Origin of the sequence: Flavobacterium sp. UBA6195, assembly GCF_002422095.1 — a bacterium.
Taxonomy (GTDB): Bacteria; Bacteroidota; Bacteroidia; order Flavobacteriales; family Flavobacteriaceae; genus Flavobacterium.
In genome coordinates, this window is record NZ_DITB01000073.1 from 3,977 (window position 1) to 4,570 (window position 594).

The window sequence follows — 594 nt, forward strand, 5'->3', positions numbered from 1 at the left end:
TCTATGTTTTTCTTTTCAAGCTGAATGACTTTTTGGTTGAGCTTAAAAAATTTAACTTCGAGAGAATCAATTAATTCAGATAATTCAGTCATTAATGATAAATTCATTTCATTATTTCACAAAGTTAGCATTAGTATTCAAAAATAGCAATACTTTTTATTAATTTTTATGAATTAATTTTAAGTATTCATAACTGATTGATTGTTATTGTTTTAAATAACGTATCTTTTTTGACTCTTTTAATATAATTTTTTTTCCTATTTTAGCGCTAAACAGAATTTGTATGAAATTTTTATTAGCCTTTTTATTTCTCCCTTTTTTAATTTACAGTCAAGATTTTCCTCAAGATTATTTTCAATCGCCTCTACTGATTCCTTTAGATTTATCTGGCTCCTTTGGCGAATTGCGAAGTAACCATTTTCATTCTGGTTTGGATTTCAAAACAAAGGGGGTAGAAGGTTTGCCTGTTTATGCTGCCGGTGATGGCTATGTTTCCCGAATCAAAATTTCAGTATTTGGATATGGAAAGGCTATTTATATAACGCATCCTAATGGGTACACTTCTGTTTATGGTCATTTGCAAAAAGCTAATGG

General features: G+C 28.8%; 1 protein-coding gene. It reads left to right on the plus strand.

Annotation, left to right across the window (positions count from 1 at the left end; translation table 11 throughout):
* Window positions 1-283: 283 nt before the first annotated feature.
* Window positions 284-594 (plus strand): M23 family metallopeptidase (locus tag B4I81_RS06380; RefSeq protein WP_291108877.1); only part of this gene is annotated, 311 nt, incomplete at its 3' end.